General features: G+C 70.1%; 15 protein-coding genes. 6 read left to right on the plus strand and 9 right to left on the minus strand.

Translation table 11 applies throughout. The annotated features are described in order from the left end of the window. Positions 1-4 precede the first annotated feature (4 nt). From CMC5_RS13540 to CMC5_RS13550, 3 genes are all read right to left on the minus strand, one after another. A complete protein-coding gene (locus CMC5_RS13540; protein ID WP_156338553.1) occupies positions 5-403 on the minus strand; it encodes a hypothetical protein in 399 nt (132 codons plus the stop codon). Positions 404-712: 309 nt separating this feature from the next. Then, on the minus strand, positions 713-997 hold the full coding sequence (locus CMC5_RS13545) for a hypothetical protein (protein ID WP_156338554.1): 285 nt from the start codon (positions 995-997) through the stop codon (positions 713-715). A gap of 575 nt (positions 998-1,572) precedes the next feature. Beyond that, entirely contained in the window at positions 1,573-3,141 is a 1,569-nt protein-coding gene (locus CMC5_RS13550) for a sigma 54-interacting transcriptional regulator (protein ID WP_050435881.1), read from the minus strand. 281 nt (positions 3,142-3,422) lie between these two features. On the opposite strand from CMC5_RS13550, the gene CMC5_RS13555 reads away from it, so the two are divergent. Continuing rightward, a complete protein-coding gene (locus CMC5_RS13555) occupies positions 3,423-4,823 on the plus strand; it encodes a cytochrome-c peroxidase (protein ID WP_050430808.1) in 1,401 nt (466 codons plus the stop codon). A gap of 41 nt (positions 4,824-4,864) precedes the next feature. Here CMC5_RS13555 and CMC5_RS13560 read toward each other — a convergent pair whose 3' ends face one another. Further along, the gene (locus CMC5_RS13560; RefSeq protein ID WP_050430809.1) at positions 4,865-6,508 is read right to left on the minus strand and encodes a hypothetical protein; all 1,644 of its coding nucleotides are present in this window, start codon (positions 6,506-6,508) and stop codon (positions 4,865-4,867) included. A 265-nt stretch (positions 6,509-6,773) separates the two neighbouring features. Here CMC5_RS13560 and CMC5_RS13565 point away from each other — a divergent pair, with 265 nt between their 5' ends. Further along, entirely contained in the window at positions 6,774-7,316 is a 543-nt protein-coding gene (locus tag CMC5_RS13565) for a hypothetical protein (RefSeq protein ID WP_050430810.1), read from the plus strand. A gap of 361 nt (positions 7,317-7,677) precedes the next feature. Here CMC5_RS13565 and CMC5_RS13570 read toward each other — a convergent pair whose 3' ends face one another. Both CMC5_RS13570 and CMC5_RS13575 read right to left on the minus strand, forming a co-directional pair. Continuing rightward, entirely contained in the window at positions 7,678-9,042 is a 1,365-nt protein-coding gene (locus tag CMC5_RS13570; protein WP_050430811.1) for an NAD-dependent succinate-semialdehyde dehydrogenase, read from the minus strand. A gap of 156 nt (positions 9,043-9,198) precedes the next feature. Continuing rightward, a complete protein-coding gene (locus tag CMC5_RS13575) occupies positions 9,199-10,122 on the minus strand; it encodes an aldo/keto reductase (protein WP_050430813.1) in 924 nt (307 codons plus the stop codon). A gap of 320 nt (positions 10,123-10,442) precedes the next feature. On the opposite strand from CMC5_RS13575, the gene CMC5_RS46470 reads away from it, so the two are divergent. Together CMC5_RS46470 and CMC5_RS13585 are read left to right on the plus strand one after the other, a co-directional pair. Then, positions 10,443-11,495: a hypothetical protein gene (locus CMC5_RS46470; protein WP_156338556.1), complete on the plus strand. Its 1,053-nt coding sequence runs from the start codon at positions 10,443-10,445 to the stop codon at positions 11,493-11,495. Beyond that, positions 11,492-12,355, plus strand: a complete 864-nt coding sequence (locus tag CMC5_RS13585; RefSeq protein WP_082362462.1) for a metallophosphoesterase family protein — start codon at positions 11,492-11,494, stop codon at positions 12,353-12,355. Before CMC5_RS46470 ends, CMC5_RS13585 begins: the two co-directional genes overlap by 4 nt. Positions 12,356-12,404: 49 nt before the next feature. On the opposite strand, the gene CMC5_RS13590 is transcribed toward CMC5_RS13585, so the two are convergent. From CMC5_RS13590 to CMC5_RS13600, 3 genes are all read right to left on the minus strand, one after another. Further along, on the minus strand, positions 12,405-12,923 hold the full coding sequence (locus CMC5_RS13590) for a hypothetical protein (RefSeq protein ID WP_156338557.1): 519 nt from the start codon (positions 12,921-12,923) through the stop codon (positions 12,405-12,407). Positions 12,924-13,043: 120 nt separating this feature from the next. Further along, positions 13,044-13,997: a HEAT repeat domain-containing protein gene (locus CMC5_RS13595; protein ID WP_050430816.1), complete on the minus strand. Its 954-nt coding sequence runs from the start codon at positions 13,995-13,997 to the stop codon at positions 13,044-13,046. Continuing rightward, positions 13,994-15,904 (minus strand): protein-arginine deiminase family protein, encoded by a 1,911-nt coding sequence (locus CMC5_RS13600; RefSeq protein ID WP_050430817.1) that lies wholly within the window; start codon positions 15,902-15,904, stop codon positions 13,994-13,996. Before CMC5_RS13600 ends, CMC5_RS13595 begins: the two co-directional genes overlap by 4 nt. 489 nt (positions 15,905-16,393) lie before the next feature. Between CMC5_RS13600 and CMC5_RS13605 the strand changes: the two genes are divergently transcribed. Both CMC5_RS13605 and CMC5_RS13610 read left to right on the plus strand, forming a co-directional pair. Next, complete coding sequence (locus CMC5_RS13605; protein WP_156338558.1) at positions 16,394-17,638, plus strand: WD40 repeat domain-containing protein; 1,245 nt, start codon at positions 16,394-16,396, stop codon at positions 17,636-17,638. Positions 17,639-17,853: 215 nt separating this feature from the next. Continuing rightward, entirely contained in the window at positions 17,854-20,715 is a 2,862-nt protein-coding gene (locus CMC5_RS13610) for a hypothetical protein (RefSeq protein ID WP_169796535.1), read from the plus strand. The last annotated feature ends 66 nt before the right edge of the window (positions 20,716-20,781 follow it).

Below are 20,781 nucleotides of genomic sequence, written 5' to 3' on the forward strand. Positions count from 1 at the left end.
CGACTCAATCGCTGTTCACGTATCCCCAGCAATACTGCGTGCGGTAGCCGAGTCTCATGGCCTGGCAGTGTTGTTCACTGCGAGCCAGACAGTTGGAGATGTCCTGAAAGTGCCCGACGACCTGCCAGGAATCGCCGGACCTGCTACAGCGTGCAACGCAATAGTTCCCGGCGCTGTGGCACCCAATTGCGTCGTAATTGTTGTCGATCATGATGGCCTCTTCCGACGTGGCCACGTCGTCGACCATTCCTGCCTCGTCCGCATCCTCCTGGAGGCCTGTCTCGGATCCATTCCGAGCGTCCGTCATGACGCCCTCTTCCTCGGGGGTGGCCATTGCGCATGCCGCAAGCACGCACGACAAACACCCAGCAGCCAGCGCCCGCAGGTACTTCTGTGCATTCATGATGGTCTCCATGGATCCATTGAAAACGCCATCCATTGGCGTATTTGTCGAATGGATTGGTTTTGTGGATAACCGTTCTGTTTGTGATTGTAAATCTAATCAGCGGCGCCTGGTCGATTTTTGTTTTGAATGTCGTCATCGGCTGAAGATGACGTGCGCATGGTGCATCTCCGCTGAACCATCGTGTGTGAAAGCCCGAGGCTGGCCACGATGAAAACGCACATCAGTCTGTGTTTGCGTGTGCAGGTGCTCCAGGGTGCGTAGGTTCGAGTATGCGGGTGGTGCCGAACGTCAGGTCGGTGCGTTGCGTCAGGGGAGATAGTCAAGGGCAGCGATGTTGCCCGTGAGGATGGACCAGGGGGCGTCCTGGAAGACGGTACGTAGATGCACGGTCTCGTTGCGGAGGGGCGTCAGTGTCTCGGCTTCCCGCGTCGACTTCGTGTAGGTCCCGTAAATACCGACGCCTGCCTGGAGCGAAATCTGGGGCAATCCCATGAAGCCGAAGTGAATCTCGCTGCCGATGCGGTCGCCCACCTCGACGAGGGACCCACTCCAGCTGAACAGAATCGTCTCTCCATCCGCGATCACTTTCATGTCGTCGACGCGCTCATGATCCAAGCGCTCGGAAAGCGAATCGGCGCGCGCCGTCGCAGGGTACGATGCAGGAGGAGGGGGGAGCGGTGAGGGGGAGCGGTCTGCCCCGGTGGGGCGGCAGGTGTGTCGGTGCGATGCACGGGCCTCACCAGCAATGGCGAAGTGGTTGCCTCCGTCGAGCTGGACGGCGCGGGAGGAAGCGCTGGCGAGGCAGGGTCGAGCGCAGGAGGGGTCGGCGGAACCGGTACTCCTGCCGGATCCGGCGTCGTAGCCGGAGGAGACGGGGGAGGCTGCGCATTCGCAGGGAAAACCCCGAGCGGCAGCATGACCCTTGGAAGGACGAGGCATTCCCAGCGCACGAGCAGCAACTCCTGATCATCGACTCTGTTGCCGATGGGTGGCTGTTCATTCAAGCGATCTTGGAAAAACCGGCGCTGGTGTCACGCCGCCGTGAATACGGGTGCAATGGTGGTTCGACGTGCGCCGGTTCCTTCGGGTGACGTGAATGTGAGGGGATACCGGTAGCCGCCGTCGGAGCGGAGATACCCGCCGTCAATGCGGATCCCCGCGGCCTCTCAGGCGCCGCCGGCAGGGCGCTGGATGCCGAGGCGCTTCATCCGGCTCTGCAAGGTGGTGGGAGGCAGGCCGAGGACCATCGCAGCGCCGCCCTCGCCGTAGATCCGCCCGCTCGTGGCGCGCAGGACTCGCTCGATGTGTCGGCGCTCGTTCTCGGCGAGGGAGACCAGGGGTTCGTCCTCGGTCGGTCGTCCTGGGCCGCCACGTTTTCGTCGTGTCTGGTTCGCCAGACCGAGATCGACGCGATCGATGAGGCTGGAGGTCGCGCGGATGGCGCCTCGCTCCAGCAGGTTCGACAGCTCGCGGATGTTCCCCGGGTAGTCGAGGCCTCGGAGGGCTTCCAGGGCGCTCTCCGACAGTGCGAGTTCGGAGCGGCAGACGCGGGGGGCGAGTTCGCGCAAGAGGGTCCGACAGAGCTGGGGCAGGTCTTCGAGGCGCTCGCGGAGGGGGACCAGGCGGAGCGGGAAGACGGAGAGGCGGTAATAGAGATCTTCCCGGAAGCGCTGCTCGGCGACGGCTCGTTCGAGGTCGACGTGGGTCGCGGCGACGACACGTACATTCACCTTCAGGCGGTGCTCGGCGCCCACGGGCTGGATCTCGCCTTCCTGCAGCGCGCGCAGGAGCTTACTCTGCACGTCGAGCGGCAGTTCGCCGATCTCGTCGAGGAAGAGCGTCCCGCCATCGGCGGCGCGGAACAGGCCAGGGCGGGAGCGCAGGGCACCGGTGAAAGCGCCCCGCTCGTGGCCGAACAGTTCGCTCTCCAGCGTGCCGGCGGGCAAGGCCGCGCAGTTGACCGGGATGAAGGGGCGGTGGCGGCGCTGGCTCTTCTCGTGGATGAAGCGGGCGATGCGCTCCTTACCGGTGCCCGTCTCGCCAATGAGGAGCACCGTCGAGCTGGTGCCAGCCACGAGGAGGGCCTGGCGTGCGAGTTCGCGCACCCGGGGGTTGTTGCTCTCGCCGAGCACGCCGGCCTCGCCAGTGATGGTCTCGAGGTGACGATCGAGCGCCGCGATGCGCTCCTCGCGGGCGAGGTTCATCCGCGCGAGCTGCTGGCCCTGGCGGACGCAGTGTACGGAGAGGGCGAGGAGCTTGCCGAAGACCTCGGCGAGATCGACGACGGCGCGCGGGTAGGAGACGCACTGGGTCCGGTCGAGCGACATGACGCCGAAGACGTCGGTGCCCGTCACGAGGGGGACGACCATGCAGGCGTGGCCGTGGGGGAAGTCCATCACGCCGTCGAAGGGGTCGCCGTCGCCGAAGGCGTGATCGTCTTCGGTGAAGACGTGGCTGCGGCGCTCTTCGATCGCGAGCCGGATGGAGGGGAAATCGTCGAGGCGGATGCGGTGCTCCCGGACCTCGGGGCGAGAGAGGGGGCCACTGGCCGCGCGCGCGCGGAGCTCGCCGTCCTCCAGCTCGAACACCACCGCCAGGTCGTACGGCGCGAGGCGACCCAGCCACTCCAGCCCCCGCAGCAGGAGTTCGTCGAGGGCGACGTCGGTCCCATCGGCGAGTCGCGCGAGATCCGCGAGTTCGTTGGCCCCCGCCGCGAGCCAGTGGTCGAGGGTCATCGGGGCCATGGTAACGCCGGAGCGCTGGCTGGGGCACCCCGAGCGGGAGGCGTGGGCAACGAAATGTCGGTGTGTGGCAACGACGTTTCGGTGAGCAACGTCCTGTCGGTGGGCGCACGGGCCGAGAGGAGGGCCCATCACGCGCGGATTGCAGGTTGGATGGCGCTGGCACGAGGAGTGGATGGGGTCGGTGGGCGTGACGAGGACCGAGCGAGGGCGCGCTGCATGGCGTGGCGGCGCAGCGCTGCGGGTGGACGGCGCGCATGGAGAGGAGGTCGTCGATGGGCGTGATGGATGGGGTGAGCGGTCGGCTCGGCCGGCGGGGTGGGTGGTCACGGGGCGGTGTGGTGATCGCCGCGGTGCTGCTGGGGGGATGCGGGGACGACGACGGGACGACGCCGCTCCAGGGCGGGCCCGATCTGGATCAGGAGCTGGCAGGGGTGCTGTCCACACAGGAGGTGCGCCCCGTGGTGCCGCCGGCGGCACAGGATCCTCGGCTCGTGGAGCTGGGGCGAAACCTGTTCTTCGAGAAGGAGATCAGCGGACGCCGCAACATCTCGTGCGGGACCTGTCATCACCCGCTGCTCGGCTCTGCGGATGGCCAGAGTCAGTCGCGAGGGCAGGGCGCGGTGGGGCTCGGTCCGGCGCGTCGGCATGTCGATGGGAGCATTTTTCTTCCGCGGAACACGCTGTCGGTCTGGAACCGAGGGGTCGCCGGCTGGGACACGATGTTCTGGGACGGGCGCCTCTCTGGCAACCTGACGGACGGCTACGTCTCGCCCGCAGGTGACGCGACGCCGCAGGATTTCTCCAGCGCGCTCGCTGCATTCTCGATCATCCCGGTGACGCCGGACGAAGAGATGCGCGGGTTCCCCGGGGAGCCCGACGTCTTCGGCAATCCGAACGAGATGGCCGACCTGACGAACGACGACTTCGCGCAGATCTGGCCTCTCGTGGTGGCGCGCGCGATGGGCGTGGAGAAATACCGGGCGGAGCTGCTGGCGCTGTTCCCGGGGACGGCGGAGGCGGACATCAGCATCGTTCACCTCGGCGAGGCGCTCGGGGCGTTCATGATCGATGCGTTCACCATGCTGGACACGCCGTTCGATCGATACCTCGCCGGGAACACCGACGCGCTGTCCGACGCGGCCAAGCGCGGCGCGCTCCTGTTCTATGGTCGCGCGAGCTGCTCGTCGTGCCACTCGGGGGCGCTGCAGACCGACTTCGGCTTCCACAACGTGGCCGCGCCGCAGGTGGGCACGGGCAAGGGGGACGAGGCGCCGTTCGATCACGGGCTGGGTCGCGTCACTGGCGTGCAGTCGGATCGGTTCAAGTTCCGCACGCCGTCGCTGCGCAACATCGAGCTGGAGGGGCCGTGGATGCACAACGGCGCCTACGCCAGCCTGGAGGACACGGTGCGCCATCACCTGGACCCGGTGGCGGCCCTGAGCGCCTATGACGACCGCCAGGTCGAGCCGGAGCTTCAGGGCACCTACCAGCAGAACAGCGAGGAGCTGCTCTCCACGCTCGCCCCGGAGCTCGCCGTGAAGGGCGACCCGCTCAAAGACGAGGAGGTGGCCGATCTGATGGCGTTCCTCTCGGCGCTGACCGACCCCCGGTCGTTGAACCTGATGCACCTGATTCCGGACAGCGTGCCGAGCGGTCTCCCCGTCGCCGATTGAGCCCTCGTTGACGGAGCGACGGAGAGGGAACTCGGTCGCTTCTACGGTGCGAGGGGCAGTTCGAGCACCCTCGTCGCCAGCCCGCCTTCTCCTTGCGCTCCGTCTCCCGCCCCGGTTCCGCCCATCCCTCCAGGGCCCGCGGCGCCGAAGGTCAGCGGGATCGACTCGTCCAGCGACAGGGGCGTCCCGCTGAACGCCACCGCGGCCGCGTGTCCACCGAGCCCGCCACCGCCTGGGCCGCCGTCTCCGCCTTTCCCCCCGACGCCACCCGCGCAGCCGGACCGCATCGGATTTACGGACGAGAAGCTGCCGCCAGCGCCTCCGACGCCTCCCGGGCCTCCGACCTGCCCGTCGCCCCCTTGACCGCCGAGGCCTCCATTCCCCGCCGTGATCTTGCTCTCCGTGAGCACCACCCGGGCGTCGAGGCTCACCAGCCCGAAGCTCGCACCACCCGGCCCACCCCCTTGGCCTGGCTTGCCACCGCAGCCGCCGGTCCCGCCGCTCCCACCCGCGCCATGCGCGCCTGGCAAGATCCCGCAGGCCCCACCGTACGCAGCGCCGCCGCCGCCGCCGCCCTGTCCAGGTCTCCCCACCGTTCCAGCCACGCCGGACGTCCCCACGAAGCCCAGCTCGGGCGACAGCGCACCCACCCCTGCCGCGGGCGCGCCGACGGTCCCTTCGAGCCCTGTGGAGCCATCGCCACCGAGGCCCCGGCCAGCCGTGCAGGTCCACGTCGTCTCGTTGGCCTGAGCGCCGGTGCCTCCAGGCCCGGCATCCCCCGTCTGACCGCTCTGCCCGCTCTGCCCCGAGTTCGCCAGGCCATCCCCACCCTTGCCGCCCAGCGAGGTGGCGCCATCGTCGCAGACCAGCTCCACGGGCGGCCCACCTGCGGTCGTCAGCACCAGGGTGCCGCTCACCGTCAGACAGGGCCGGGTCCCTGCCACCCCGGGGAGACCCGCCTGGGCCGTGGGAGGAGGATCGCCGGGCATGGCAGGGACGGCCCCGTGCTCGCCCGTGGCGCCGACGGCCCCATCCCCGGCCACCAGCTCACAGCGCACCAGCTCCGCGCTGGCTTGATGCGCCAGGACTGCGATCGACGACGCGCCTGGCGTCTCTCCGTTCGCCGCTTGCACGAGCACGTCCTCGATGCGGCTCGCTGCCTCGCCGGGCAGCAGGCGCATCGCCACGCGATCGGGCGGACCTGCGATGGTCGTCTTCCGCTGGTCCCCGACGAAGCCCCACTCCGCCTCGCAGTCGAGCCCCCCGTACAGCGTGATGCCCGGGGGCACCTCCACCGCCTCCTGGAACGGCTCGGCGCAGGCGTAGACGCGGCCCGTGCCCTTGTCGGGGTCGAGCGCGCGAGAGAACGCCTCCGCCAGCGACTTCACCGGCCCCGCCTTGATGCCCGCGTTGCCATCGTGCCCCTGACTGCTCGACGCCCACACCCCACAGTCGTTCGCTACCGGGATGGCGCTCTCGCTCGGGATACAGCCCCCGTACGTCGGCTTGTCGCCCCCCTCGCCGCCCGAGGATGAGTCCCCGTTGGGCGGCGGGGTCACCGTCCCCTCGGCGCAGCCGACGCCGAGACCAGCCGTCACCACGGCCGCGAGCGCCACCAGGCCGAGGACGGCCCCGCGCCCTTCCTCCCCGAGCCTGCCACCGAACTTCCGTCTGCTGATCGTCATGGGGGTCGCGCCTTTCCGAGCCGCGTACGGCAGCCCTACGATAGTTAATATTCCGGGCAGAAGCCGAAGATTGCCGGTTCCGCCCCTGCTCCAAGCACTGAAAGGGATGGGCAGGGGCCATTGCGTGAGACGTCGTACCCTCGACGAGGACGCCCGAGCGGACCGACCGGGTGGCGCTCAGACCCTCTGCCTGCCGCGTGCAGCTATCGACCCCGGCCAGAGCCTGCGGCAAGATGACCGCACATCCTAGAAAGGACCAAGTCGCATGCAGTCCGGACTCCCCCTGTTCCTCTCGGCGGACCTCGACGCCCCCTGCGCGTGCGGAGGCATGTCGTTCTTCGGGTTCTCGATCTCCTCCCTGATCTTCTTCGCCCTCGCGCTGTGGCTCGCCGCCAAGATCCTGCGCCGCCTCCGACGGAAGGGAAAGCCCCGCTCCCGCGAGCGCACCGAGCTGGATCAATGGGCGGATGAGGTGCTCACCCGCGAACTGCACCGCAAGCTGAGCGCCACCGGCCTCGAGCGCGACACCGTGCAGCGCGCCTTCGAGGGCACCCCTGAGCCCGACGCCGTCAGCGCCATCGAAGAAGCCGTGAAGTCCGTGCAGATGCGCTACGCCCGCACCCCGCGCGAAGAGTACGAAGCCCGCCTGGAGGTGAGCTTCGAAGACGGCACCACCGCGACCGCCACCCGCCTCCTCACCGCCGCCCAGCTCCCCCCCGACGTCTGGGAAGAGCTCGGCCGCACCGGCGGCTCCTACATCTTCCGCACCCTCCACTTCCCCTGGTCCGAACCCAACCGCTGGTCCTGACCCCCCATCCCTCGGGTCCACTCCCAACCGCTGGTCCTGACCCCCCCATCCCTCGGGCCCACTCCCAACCGCTGGTCCTGACCCCCCCCATCCCTCGGGCCCACTCCCAACCGCTGGTCCTGACCCCCCCACCATCCCCCGGGCCCCCTGCCAACCCAGGCGCCGAAGGGGGGAGCGTGGCTCCGGTGCCTGGGGGGCCCCATGCGCCCGGAGCGCCGGCCCCCAGTCTTCTCCAACCTCCCCCACCTCGTCTCCCCCCCCTTCAGCCCACCCCGAGCCTCCTACCAGGCGCGACTCGCATGGGGGGAACCAGGCACCGGAGCCACGCTCCCCCCTTCGGCGCCCCCCGGCAGAGAGACCCCTACGCCACCCAGACCGTCTTGATGTTCACGAACTCCCGGATCCCATACACCCCCAGCTCCCGCCCGTACCCCGACTGCTTGATCCCCCCGAACGGCACCCTCGGATCCGACGCCACCATCGCATTCACGAACACCGCCCCTGCCTCCACCTCGGCCACCAGGCGCGCCTTCTCCCCCGCATCGCGCGTCCACGCGCTCGCCCCCAGCCCGAAGTGTGTCGCGTTGGCCACCTCGATCGCCTCGTCCAGGCTCTTCACCCGCACCAGCGCCGCCACCGGACCGAACGTCTCCTCGGCCACCGCAGGCGCCTCGGCCGGCAGCTCCGAAAGCGCCGTCGGCGCGTAGAAGTAGCCTGGCCGATCCAGACGCTTCCCGCCGGTCAGCAGCTTTGCGCCCGCCTTCACCGACGCCTCCACCTGCGCCTCGATGTCGGCCCGCACCTGCGCCGTCGCCAGGGGCCCCACCTCGGTCTCCGGGTCCAGCGGATCGCCCACCTTGAGCCGCCCCATCACCTCGGCGAAGCGACGCTCGAACTCCGGCGCGATCGCCTCGTGCACGATGAACCGCTTCGCCGCGATGCACGACTGACCGTTGTTGATGATCCGCGCCTTCACCGCCGTGGTCACGGCGGCGTCCAGATCGGCGCTCGGCAGCACGATGAAGGGATCGCTGCCTCCGAGCTCCAGCACCGTCTTCTTGATCTGCTTGCCGGCCTCGGCGCCCACGCTGCGCCCGGCCCCTTCGCTCCCTGTCAACGTCGCTGCGGCCACCCGATCGTCGGCCAGCAGCCGGGGGACCACGCTGGCCCCGACGAGCAGCGTCTGGAAGGCGCCCTGCTCGAACCCGGCGCGATGGATCACGTCCTCGATGGCGAGCGCGCACTGCGGCACGTTGGAGGCGTGCTTCAGCAACCCGACGTTGCCAGCGGCCAGGGCAGGCGCCGCAAACCGGAACACCTGCCAGAAGGGGAAGTTCCACGGCATCACCGCCAGCACCGGGCCGATGGGCTGGAACAGCACGTAGCTCTCGCTCGCGCTCGTCTCGATGTGCTCGGGTGAAAGGAAGCGCTCGGCGTTCTCGCCGTAGTAGCGACAGACCCAGGCGCACTTCTCGGCCTCGGCGATCGCGGCCTTGATGGGCTTGCCCATCTCGATCGTCATCAACCGCCCGAGGGCCTCCTTCTCGGCTTCCAGCAGCTCACCCACCCGCAGCAGCAGCGCGGCCCGCTCCGCGACCGGGCGGCGGCGGAGGCGATGGTAGGCCTTCTGCGAAGCGGCGAGCTTCTCCTCGATGATGGCATCGGTGTGCGGTGCGAAGGTGCGGAGCGTCTCGCCGGTGGCGGGATTGACGGTCGCGATGGACACAGGGCCTCCTCGATGATGGCGTCGGTGGCGCGCGGCGAGGGCCGCGCGAGGAACGCGCACCCTACCACGCCACCCTTCACCCCGGACGCCCCACGCCGCCCTTCACCAGGAACGCCCCACGCCACCCTTCACCAGGAACGCCCGTGCCGCGCGGCATCACGGGACGCGGATGTCCACCTCGGCGAGCTGGGCCTCGGTGAGCTTCCACGACGCGGCGGCCACGTTGGCTTTCACCTGCTCGGGGCTGGTCGCGCCGGCGATGACGGAGGCCACCTTGGGCCGGGTGAGCAGCCAGGAGAAGGCCAGATCCAGCAGGCTGTGGTTGTGCAGCGCGACGAACAGGACGAGCGCCTCCACCCGGTCGAGGTTCTCGTCGGACAGGAGCTTCTTGAAGTAATCGCTCGACCCGAGGCGCGATCCTTCGGGCACCGGGTGCCCCTTGCGGTACTTGCCGGTGAGCAGGCCGCTGGCCAGCGGGAAGTACGGCAGGAAAGCCAGGTGGAGCTGCTTGCACGCGTCGAGCACCCCGTTGTGCTCGGGGTCGCGGTGGAGAAGGCTGTACTCGTTCTGGAGGCTCACGAAGCGCGCCCCGCCCGCCTTCTTCGAGGCAGCCTCGGCCGCGTGGAGCTGCTCGGCCGAGAAGTTCGAGCAGCCGATCTCGCGCACCTTGCCCGCCTTCACCAGCTCGTCGAGGGCGCCCAGCGTGTCCTCGATGGGGACCGATTCGTCGGGCGTGTGGAGCTGGTACAGGTCGATCCGGTCGGTGCCCAGGCGACGCAGGCTGTCTTCCACCGCGCGCCGGATGTACTCGGGCCGCGCACCTTTGCGCTGCTCGTCGACCTTCATGCCGAACTTGGTGGCGATGAGGACCTGATCGCGGCGCTTCCCGAGCGCCTTGCCGAGGTACTCCTCGCTCTTCGTGCCGCCGTAGATGTCGGCGGTGTCGAAGAAGTTGATGCCGGCGTCGATCGCCGCGTCGACCACCTTCGCCGTGGCCTCTGCGTCGATCTTCATGCCGAAGTTGTTGCAGCCGAGACCGACCACCGACACGTCGAGTGAACCGAGCTTCCGCGTCTCCATCTCGAACTCCTCTGGCGTTGTGCCTCCCGCGGTTCGTCTTTCCTGCCGCGGTCGGGTGCGCGAGCGTTCTACCGCGGAGCTGGCGAGTGCGGTTCCAGACTCGTTCGAGCCTGTCGAGCGCGGGGCAGATGCTGAGGACGCCGTCCGTCCAAAACAGCACGGTACAGGAGCGAGATCCCCGCGGCTCCCGTGGACCGAGCGGACGCTTGATCTCGCCTGGAGTACCTTCCGATGCCGCGCGTCGCGACTTCATTGCGTTCTCGTCATTGTGAAGCTCGAGGGCTGGTCATCGCTCGGCCCCGTCCTTAGGCGATCTGCGTATGAGACAGTACGAGCGAGCTGAGGCCATGCTGGCAGGAGAGCCCGCGCCGCTGCTCTACCCCGGGCGCCCCCCTGGGCAAGAGCATGTGGCGACGGGAGGCGCGCAGGAACTGGCCGTGAGGACCCGCGCCCTCGAGGCGATGATCGAGGCGGAGGTCCCTTTCCTCGTCGCCGGCACGTACGCGTTCTTCGTGTACACGGGCATCTACCGCGAGACCAAAGACCTGGATCTCTTCCTGCTGGAGCGCGATCTGCCGGCAGCCTTCTGCGCACTCGAGAAGGCAGGATTCCGCACGGTGGTGCACGACGCACGCTGGATCGGCAAGGGGTATCTCGGCGAGAGTTTCGTGGATCTGATCTTCTGCTCCAGCAACGAGCTGGCGGTGGTGGACGAGCTCTGGTTCCAGCATGCGCGCGAGGGATCGGTGCTGGGCTACCCCTGCCTGCTGGCGCCGCCGGAGGAGATGATCTTCTCGAAGGCCTTCATCGACGAGCGGGAGCGCTTCGATGGGGCCGACATCAATCACCTGATCTTCGCCTGCGGTCACCTGATGGACTGGGAGCGGATCCTCGCGCGCTTCGGTCCGCACTGGGAGGTGCTGTTCGCTCACCTCACGCTCTACCGGTTCGTCTACCCCGGCGCGCGGAGCCAGGTGCCCGACTGGGTGATGGATGAGCTGTGCCAGCGCACGCAGGAGGTGTCACGCTCGGGCAATGCCGGCGCAGATCTCTGTCGGGGGCACCTGATCAGCAACAAGCAGTACCGCCACGATTACGAGCTGCGCGGGATGAGCAGCGCAGAGCCCACGCCAGGGGTCCTGCCGCTGGAGTGGCGTTCGGGTGTGAGCGGGTCGGGGCCCTGCGTGGTGGCGACACCGGGCGTGGCTGCGGCAGGCATGGCTGCCGCAGACCTGGCCGCGGCAGACGCGGTGGCAGCAGCAGCAGCAGCGGCAGCGGCAGCAGCAGCAAACGCGAAGGACGTGGCGGTGGCAGCGGCAGCGAACGATGTGGCGGTGCCGGCAGGCGTGCCAGGCGCGAAGGAGGTTGCATGACGACGGATGCGAACGAGCAGCGGGTGGCGAGCCCGGTCACCGCGGTGACGCCCCAGACCGGCGGCGCCAGCGGCGGTGGAGCCCACGATGGCGGCGAAGGGGGAGAACGCGCCTCGGGAGGAGATGGCGAGGGGAAGGCGGTTCGGCGTTTTCGCCTCGCTGCGACCTCGGATCTGCACTGCCGTGGGGCGGAGCAGGTGACCCGCCTGCGGGATCTGTTCCGGGCCGTCAACGACGAGGCGGAAGGGCTCGTGATGTGTGGTGACCTCACCGATCGGGGCCTCATCGACGAGGCGAAGGCCCTGGCGGATGCGCTGAGCGGGCTGAAGGTGCCGTGCGCGGCGGTGCTGGGGAACCACGATCTGGATCACGGGGTGGGTCAGGAGATCATGCAGATCCTGCGGTCTGCCGGCATCCATGTGCTCGACGGCGACCACGTGGAGTTCAACGACGACGTGGGCGTCGCCGGGGTGAAGGGGTTCTGCGGTGGGTTCGGGAGCGCCATGCTGCAGGCCTTCGGCGAGGGACCGATCAAGGCGTTCGTGCAGGAGGCGGTGAGCGAGGAGCTGAAGCTCGAGGCCGCGCTGGCGCAGCTCGATACGGCGCGCAAGGTCGTGATCATGCACTACGCGCCGGTGCCGGACACGACGCTCGGAGAGAACCTGGAGATTCGCTCCTACCTCGGATCCAGCCGGCTGGCCGCGCCCGTGGACATGTACGGAGCCGACGTGGTGTTCCACGGGCACGCGCACCACGGGACCATGGAAGGCCGCACGGCCAAGGGCGTGCCGGTGTACAACGTGGCGTTCCCGCTGCTGAAGAAGAGCGTGGGGCAGGGGTTCTTCGTGGTCGACCTGTGAGCGGCCGCGGGAGGGGAGTCGCGCGGGGCGGTGATCGCGGTCGCGCGGCTCAGGTCTCGTCCGGGGAAGGGGCGAGTTCGATGTCCACCTGCAGGGGGATCGGCCCTCCGCATTCCTGGCTCGTGGCAGGGTTGAGGGTCTCGTCGTAGTCGACGAAGCCCTCGGCCGTGATCTCCACCTGGGTCGGGCCGTTCGTCCAGATCTGGCAGTGAAGCTCCCGCAGTGCGGTCGGCGCAGGCTCCTCGGGATCGACGTCGCAGACCACGTTGCCCTCGTCGAGGGACAGCCAGGTGGAGGGATCGTCGAGGTGGAACGCAGGCTCCTCGCCCACGCTCCACGTGACGCGGATGGTCGTGTCGGGCGGGACGGGGCCGTCTGCGGAACGGACGGTGATGGTGTACTGGGCTGCCAGCTCGGTCGGGCACCCGCCTTGACCTCCCTCGCCCTCGCCGCCAGCGCCGCCCGTGCCGTCGCCGTCATCGCAGGCGCCAGTCATCAGGCTGCAGAGGAGGGCCATGAAGCCCGAGAGGCTCGCCAGCAAGGGAAGATGAATCCGTCGAGACGACACGGCGCGCAGGATAGGCAGGAAGGGGGGGCAGATCCAGCGCCGGTCGCGGGCGCCTGCTCGATGATGTGCGGGCCGCCTGACAGATGAAGGGGGCCCGCGGTGGGCCCCGTGAGAGCGCTGTTACGGCTTGCGATGGAGGGGGCTGTTGGCGAAGCGGCGGGCGAGGACGTCGAGCGCGGCGGCGGTCTCGGCGGAGGCCTGCTTGCGCGCCGCCTCGATGAGGGCGGGGGTCGACGGATCATCGACCACGAGGATGGCCGTCGCGGCGGTGCGGCGGACCTCGCCATCACGGGTCACGAAGGCGTCGACCAGGGCCCTTGCGGCTTCCGCCCGGGTGGCCTTGCCTTCCCCGCTGGCGGCGATCACCGGGGTCTTCCAGGCCCAGGCCGAGCCGACATCGCCGAGCGCGCGCACCACGAGCCGCGCGGTCGTCTCGTCGCGGTGGGTCGGGAGGGCGGTGGCCAGCGTCTTCGCCACGGACAGGCGACGACACATCCCCATGCCGGCGAGGATCGCCGTCTGCTTGGGCCCTCGCGCCGTGGCGAGGCCGATGAGCTTCGTCGCGGCGGCGTCGGTCCCGAGCTTCCCGAGCGCGGCGGCGGCCTCGCGCATCACCTCGAAGTCCGTCATCGCTCCGTCGAGGACCGCGTTCAGCACGGGCGCTGCGCGGTCGTCCCGGAGCATGCCCGTCGCCTCGATCAAGCTCGTCCGCCAGGCGAGCCAGGCACTCTCGCTGAGCTTTCCCTGCTCGCCACCGTCGATCGCGAGCTGCTCGAGCATGGCGTGCAGCGCGCTGGGGCCGAGGCTCTTGAGCATCGGCGTGACCACCGCCATCCGTCCGCGCTTGGTCTCGTCCAGCTCCGGCAGCATCTGCCGGGCTTGTTCCACCGCCATGAAGGCATCCGGGTAGGCAGCCTTCGCCTTGGTGATGTCCGTCGTGAGCTGGGTGCGCTCTGCAGGAGAGAGCTGAGCGGTGCTGATCACCGCGCCGGCAGCCTGGGCCTCGACGGGCCAGCCCGCGGTAGCGAGTCCGAGCGTCAGCGCCAGCGCCGCGAACCATCCTTTCGTGCTCATTGTTCACCCTCCCACCAGTTGACCGCCGGGATCGCCCGGGTGGTATTCGTGCCGCAGTGCACCTCGCCAGCCATGCGGTGATACAGCGCCCAGTTGTCGATCCAGTGTACGGCGATTCCCAGCGGTGCAAAAGCCTCGCTCATCTGCTGCTTGAAGATGTCCTGGCCTCCAATCACCGGGCCGAATGGATCAGGCGCTGCGAAATCCGTGTCCGAGAGATAGATGCCGTTCACCATCCCCGGCACGTACGCGACGGCATAGCCCGACTCGGACTCCCAGACCGAGCCGATCCGGACGATGTCGTCCTCGGTGATGCCCGTCTCTTGCACGAGGACCTCGACCTGACTGTCGACCTCGGCGGCTGCCCACGCGCTGGTGTTCATGAGGTCGGGATCGTTCAGCACCGCGTTGATGGTGGTACGTGCGGAGCCCTTGGACGCGAACATCTCCGTGCTCCCGTACCCCGCGTCCCGCGCTTGCTGGAGCATCTGCACGCCGATTCCGCTGTCGGCGACGACCAGGGCCCAGCCACGTGCGGTCGGGGCCTTGACGAAGCTCGTGGTCTCGTCGACGTGACCGACGAGGAGCCACGAGGTGTCGAGGTACACGGGCGGCTGGTAGCCCTGCGCGACCAGCATGCGGTCGAAGCTCTGGTCGGGGTAGTACGACGCCGTCTTGCCGCGGAGGACGCGACCGACGGGGTAGCTGCGCCCCTCGTGGGTGAAGGGCGGGATCGTTTCGGTGTTCCCGAACGAGTTCAGCGAGTCCATCGAGTTCGCGTGGTTCGTGTCGTACTGCACCGCGCCGGCGACGTCCTTCCCGCGCAGTGTGGTGAAGACGATGCGGCCCGCCGAGCGCAGGCTCCCGCCGGTGTAGTTGGCCGAGCGGAAGTTCACGTGGATGACCTGCTTCTGCCCGCCAGGGCCTGGCATGGCCATGTAGCCCGTCTCGAAGAAGTCCTGCGTCCACTGGTCGTTGAGGGACATCTCCAGGGTCGGCTCCGGCACATTCGAGGCGTTCACGGCGGTCGCGAGACCCTGCCGGAACACCGTCGAGCCGTTGCCGGTCATCCGGGTGACGTAGACGCGCTCGGCCGGATCGAGATGATGGCGGAGCAGCACGGGGGCGACGCGCATCTTCAACGTGTCGGTTCCCCCCTCGACGGGCTCTCCGTTTCGCGTGCCTCCTTCGACGGTGAGGGTGAGCTCGGCGAAGCCGTCCCAGACCGTCAGATCGCGCACGATGTCCCTGCCCTCGATGGCGAGCTCGATCCCCGCCTGGAGCTCGGCAGCCGTGAGGGTGCCTTCCGGGGAGAGCGCGGTGAAGCTGTCTCCATCGGCCTTGAAGAGGCGGACCTTGCTCCTCGCCTGCTCGTTCAGGGTCACCGTGGCCGACGCGTCGGCCGGGGCGTCCGGCCACGGGGCGACGCGCAGCCTGGCGAGATCGAGCAGATCGTCGGGACCATTCACCACCTCGTCGGCGGCGTCATTGCAAGCCGCGAGCTGCGAATCGCTCACGCTCTGGCCCTTCGGACACGATCCCCGGTCGTCGTCGATGTTGGCGAGGAAGATCGCGCCACGCGCCGCGTCCCACGTGTCTTCATTCACGTCGTCGTCGGGATCGTTCAGATCGACGACGCCATCGCGGTTCACGTCGGCGCGGAGATCCACGATGGCCCTCGCGCTGCTGGCTCCACCGCTGCCACCGTCACCGCCGACGCCACCGGCTCCACCGACATCGCCGCCGCCCACGTTCGTCGCGCTGCTCGTCGTGGGAGGGCTCCCGCCAGTTCCACCCGAGCCGCCCGTGGCCTGGTTCGGGAAGAGGTCTTCCTGGTCTCCGCTGCACGCCGCAGCACCAGCCGTGAGAACGGCAGCGCCGAGCAAGAGCCATCGAGCTGTCACCATCCAGGGTCTGCTCCTCGACGGCCGGGAAGTCCGACCGCCGGAAGACCAGTACCACGGAGGCGTGATGGGCTTTAAGCGCGGCGAGAGGGCATCGCGTGTCGATGGGTAGCGGCACTACATCGTTCCAGCGGCAGCGGCTTGCGTCGAGAGGCACTGCCGCGACCGCTTCGTGCGTGCGCTCCAGGCGTCTGCGCGCCACGGCGTGCGGTCGAAGTGCCTGGATCATCGAGGCGCCGAAGGCTCACGGAAACGTGGGAGAGCCGCGCGAGCGCGCGCGCCGTGACGGCGTTTTCCATGACCGAGGCGAACGAGCGCGCGAGGCGATCGAGCGCAGGGGCGCGAGCTCCTGGCGACGGCTGCGACAGGGCTGCGCTGCGGCGTGACGGTGCCGGGTGCTGCGGCGTGACGGCGGCGGGCGCTGAGGCGGCGCGAAACGCGAGCTGGATGCGTCGCTGTACCTCGCCCTGCGCGCCGGCTAGCCTCCGGCCCGTGTCTCCCCCGTCTCCGCGCTTTGCCTACCACCCGGAGGGCCACGTGCTGGTCCTCGCCGATGGGAACGAGCTGTTCGTCCACGAGGGCAACGGGGACGCGCCGCGCTGGCACCACCGGGCCGCGACGGCGCTCGCCGCGGTGGGCGTGGCGGATGACGTGATCGTCTCCCTCTCCGTGGACGGGATGCTGTCCTGGTGGTCCCTCGACGGTGGCGAACCGCTCGCCGAGATCGCTCTTGGAGAGACGCCACGCGCCCTCGCCGTCGCCTCCAGCGGCACGTGCGCCGTGGCGCTGGCGAGCGGCGTCGTCATCGAGCCGCGGGACGGCGCCCGAGTCGCGCTGCCCGTGCCCGATGCGACGGCCCTCGCATGGTCGGCGCGCGGTGAGCGTCTGGCGGTCGGCAGCGAGGAGGGCCACCTGCACCTCTTCTGCCTCGCAGATGAAGCCCCCAAGGAAGAGACCAGAGCCATCCCCGGCTCTGTCGAGACGACCGAGCCCGCGGAGACGCGCGAGCCGGTGGAGAACAGCGAGGCCGCGGAGACGAGTAAGCCTGTCGAGACGACCGAGGCCGCCGGGACGACCGAGCCTGTCGAGACGACCGAGGTCGCCGGGACGACCGAGCCTGTCGAGACGCGGCGCCCCGAGGCCGTCGTGACGGACCTCCGCGCTCCCGTGCGTAGCCTGGCCTGGTGCTCCGCCGGCTTCTGGATCGCCGCCGTCGGCGATCGCCTCGTCACCGTCGACGCGGACGGAGGCCAGCCCATGACCCTCATGCGCATGACGGGTCGACGGCCCGACTGCGTGAGCTGCGCCGCGGCCGGGGACCTCCTGGGCGTGCGGCTCGACCGGCACACGGCGGTGGCGCTGGAGATCGCCTCGAAGAAGCTGGTCGCCGTCCTGAGCGTCCCCGATCGCGAGGTGATCGGCCTCGCCTTCGGGCCCGAGGCCTGGCTCGGCCTGGGCCTCGACCAGGGCGACGCCAACCGGATCGCGCTGCGGGCTCGGACGCTGCACAGGACGGAGCGCCACCCTGGCCGCGAAGGGACGAGCTGGCTGCTCGGGATCTCCTTCGACGCCACCGAGCTGCCGCGGCCCAGCCTGGGGGCGGACATCCTCGACCTCGCGGACGCCGCGGACGCCGTGGACGACGTCGGGACCACGGAGGACGCCGCGAGGACGGCGTGGGCGCTCGGTGTGACGGCGGCGCTCCTGGGCGTCATCCTCCTGCTCGCGAGCCGCTGACCCGCAGGACATCCCTTCCCAACGGCGACCCCTGCGGGCCATCATGATCGCTCAACCACGTACGCCGCGGCTCGACCTGACAGCGTGTCAAGTCCCATGAGAGCCCGCAGCGCAAGGAGGACGGCATGGCAGGAGCCCCGAGGTCGACCACCCACCCCGTCCCACACACTTGTCGCGAGCCCCTCGTTTCCTGGCTTTCGCGCTGTGCGTGGTGGATGGGATGCCTGGTCGCCGCGGCGTGCGTGTCGGCCCCCGAACCGGAAGATGCTGGTGCGCGCCCCGCTGCGGTGACGCCGAGTGCGCAAGCGCAGGCGGTCACCGACACGGCCCCTCCCGCCCTTCGCGCGGCCTACATCGCCGCCGTGCAGGCCGACGCGCCCGCCATCTACCACTTCCGCGACACGCCCCAGGGGCTCCGCGCCGACCCCACGGGCGCGGGCCTCGCCGTCACGCTCGCCGGCGCTGGCGTGCGGGTGCTCTCGCGCTCCCGCCGCTGGGAAGCCTCGTTCGCATCGCTCTCCCTCGGGTGTCCCGGCGCCACCGTGGAGGTCACGCCGACCCCACCCGTCCTCGCCGGCCGACGCGCCGAGTACCGACATGGCGACGTCGTGGAGTGGTACCAGCACGGTCCCCTCGGCCTGGAGCAGGGCTTCGACCTCGCCCGCCGCCCCGCCTGCAGCGCCGCGGGCGAGGGCCGCGTCGAACTCTCGATGACCCTCGGTGGCACCGTCCGTCCCGAGCTTGCCGACGAGCGGACCATCCGTCTACGCGACGCCGCGGGCCGCGAGGTCGGCCGCTACGCCGAGCTGTTCGTGCGTGACGCCGCGGGCCGCGAGATCCCGGCCTCCCTCGACGTCCGGGGAGATCGCATCCGCATCCTCGTCGACGACCGTGTCGCCACCTACCCCCTGGTGATCGACCCCCTCGTCTGGGAGGTCTCCGAGCAGCTCGCGACCTCCGGGGCGGGGGCGCTCGAGCAGCTCGGCACCTCCATCGTCCTCTCGGGCGACACCGCGCTCCTCGGCGCACCCGAGGCCACCGTGGGCACCGTACCGGGCGCTGGCGTCGTCTACGTCTTCGGGCGCGTCTCCGGCGCCTGGGTGGAACAGCAGAAGCTCCACGCCGCCTACACCCCCCCGGCGCTGCCCGTCGCCCGTCGCTTCGGCGCCTCCCTCGCCCTTTCGGGCGACACCGCCGTGATCGGCGCGCCGCACCACGCCGGCATCAACTCCTCGGGCCGCGCCTACGTCTTCACCCGCGCGGGCGGCACCTGGACCGAGCAGCAGGCCCTCGCCCCCCCCGCCGGGCTCCCCCACGACGAGTTCGGCAACGCCGTCGCGCTGGACGGCGACACCGCGCTCATCGGCGCGCAACGCGACGACGGTCACGGCACGGACGCCGGCGCCGTCTACGTCTTCTCGCGCACGGGCAGCCTGTGGTCCCAGGTCACCAAACTCTTCGCCCTCGACGCGGCCGCTGGCGACACCTTCGGCGCCGCGATCGCCTTCTCCGAGCAGCAAGCCCTCATCGGCGCTCCCCGCCATGGCACCCCTTTCGCCAGCGCCGGCGCCGTGTACGTCATGGATCGCGGCGGCGGCGTCTGGTTGCAGATCGACAAACTCACGGCCCCCAGCGTCAGCGTCCGCCAGTTCGGGCAGGCCATCGCCATGGACGGCGACACCGCCGTGATCGGTGCCCCTGGCGACCTGACCCTCGGCCCCGGTGTCGGCGCGGCCTACGTCTACACGCGCGCCGACGGCTTCTGGAACCAGTCCCAGCAGCTCTTGCCCTCCGGAGCCGCCCCCGAGGCCTTCGGCGCTGCCGTCGCCCTGCTCGGGGACCGCCTCGCCGTGGGCGCTCCCCTCGAAGGCCCCGCCGATGAAGGCGCCGCCTACTTCTTCGAGCGCAGCGGTGGCCTCTTCACCGAGACCGGCGAGCGCACCGCCCCCACCCCTGCCCAGCACTTCGGCGCCTTCATCGCCCTCGGCGTCGACTTCGCGCTCGCGGGCGCCCCCCACACCCTCGCGCAGCAGGGCGCCGTGTACGCCCTCCACCAGGTCGACCTGCTCGCCGACGGCCAGCCCTGCGCCGATGATGGCGCGTGCGTCTCCGGCCACTGCGTCGACGGCGTGTGCTGCGACCAGCCCTGCGGCGGCGACGGGAGCGCGTGCCAGGCCTGCAGCGCGAGCCGGGGCGCACAGGCGGATGGAACGTGTACCGTCCTGCCCTCCGGCACCCTCTGCCGCGACGCCGCGAGTGCGTGCGACCTCGCCGAGACCTGCGATGGTCTTTCTGGCGAGTGCCCCCCCGACGCGCTCGCCCTCGCGGGCACCTCCTGCCGCGCGTCCGTGGGACCCTGCGATGCCGAAGAGGTCTGCGACGGCGCGACGCTCGACTGCCCTCCCGATCTGAGCGCACCTGCCGGCACGACCTGCCGCTTCGCCGTGGGGCCATGCGACGCCGAGGAGAGCTGCGACGGCGTGACGCCCGATTGCCCCCCCGATCTGCTCGCCACCGCCGGCACCGAGTGCCGCGCGGCCACGGGCGCCTGCGACGTCGCCGAGGCCTGCGATGGCCTCTCCGGCGCGTGCCCCTCCGACACCTTCCTGAGCGCAGGGGTGGCTTGCCGCCCCCAGGTGGGCCCTTGCGACCGCGCCGAGGCGTGCAGCGGCACCAGCGCCGAGTGCCCCCCCGATGTCGTCCGCGGTGCGGGGACCTTGTGTCGCGCCGCGCTCGGCATGTGCGACCTCGCCGAGGTCTGCGACGGCGTGGGTGCGGCCTGTCCCACCGACGTTCTCGCCACCGACGGCACCGCCTGCCCTGGCGGCACCTGCGAAGCCGGGACCTGCAGCTCCGACGGCACCGGCGGCGCGGGCGGTGGCGTCGGCGGTGGCGACGGCGACGTCGACCCGTCGAGCGTCAGCGGCTGCGCCTGCCGCCTCGCGGAGGCGCCGGCACCCGCGACCTCGGCCGAGCGCGCCGCTCTCCCGGCCCTGGCGGCCCTGGCGATTGCCCTGCGCCGCAGCCGCCGTGCATCCCGCAGCAAGCCCGCTCGACGCGAACCCACCGCGCATTGATGGCGCGCCCGCCGCGGGCCGGGCCCTCCCGACATGACACCACCACGCATCGACCGAGCGCCCGGC

This window comes from Chondromyces crocatus, from assembly GCF_001189295.1.
GTDB classification, from domain to species: Bacteria; Myxococcota_A; Polyangia; order Polyangiales; family Polyangiaceae; genus Chondromyces; species Chondromyces crocatus.